We start from the raw sequence: 882 nt of genomic DNA, 5'->3' as shown, positions 1-882 counted from the left end.
TTTGAAGATTTAGAAACAATCGATTTGGTTGACGAGCCAATCGAGTGTGATGTTGAAAGCCAATCAGAGCAAACCAACCAACCTCCCATTCACGAGCAGACAAGCGTTCCTAAGAAAGCCAAGCGAAGTAAGGGGAAAAAAGAACTTGGAAGCGTACCAGAAGATTTTGAACCCGATTTGCAATACGCAATCGATAAAGGCTTAACGCATGATGAGGCGTTATTAGAATTCGAAAGATTTAAACTTCATTGGAAAGCCAACCCATGTCGAAATGCAAACAATCGCGATTGGCAAAGTGCTTGGTGTGGTTGGATTATTAACCAGAATGGAACGCTAGCCAAGAAATTAGAACAGGAGAAACGATATGCAAACGAACGCTATAAGCTCTCAACAAATAACTTCACAAACAGCCTTTCACAAAGCTTCAGTACACTCAAAGCAGCAATCACCACTAGCAATTCTTATGGATCAGAATGCAGCAGAGATACAGAGGCTATCAGTTCATTTGCAAGCACTTGCCAAGAGAGTGGACCGGAGTGTGTACCCTCCAACCTCTATGCATGGAAAGCCGTTGACGCTGGAGGAGAGATCGCAAGTTTTGCAAGACTGTAATCGCTTACACGCACTGCTTTCACGGAAAGTTACGGTTGAACATATCGAGGCGGTTGCTTATTTGCTTTCTGGTCTAAAAATACCGGCAAATATAGACCCTAATGTTATCGCTTTAAATTACAGCATAGCCTTATCAGATGCTTCAGAATACGCTCTAAAGCAGGCTGTTAAGGATATCATATGCGGAAAAGCAAAAGGATTATCGAAAACCTTTATGCCAACAGGAGCAGAGCTTGCAGAGTATTGCAGAAATTTGAAAGCAGAGCTTTT

Annotated in this window: 1 protein-coding gene and 1 pseudogene; both read left to right on the top strand. The window is 42.3% G+C overall.

From position 1 onward, the window contains the following. A pseudogene (locus ACFIKB_RS09435) lies at positions 1 to 612 on the top strand (hypothetical protein); the annotation flags it as partial. Then, on the top strand, positions 599 to 882 hold a 284-nt coding region (locus tag ACFIKB_RS09430), incomplete at its 3' end, for a hypothetical protein (protein WP_375653497.1). The pseudogene ACFIKB_RS09435 and the gene ACFIKB_RS09430, both read left to right, overlap by 14 nt.

It is taken from the genome of Bartonella sp. MR110HLJHH, assembly GCF_042194225.1.
Taxonomy (GTDB): domain Bacteria; phylum Pseudomonadota; class Alphaproteobacteria; order Rhizobiales; family Rhizobiaceae; genus Bartonella; species Bartonella grahamii.
The sequence above is the reverse complement of the archived record's forward strand: the minus strand, read 5'-3'. Positions and strand labels throughout refer to the sequence as shown.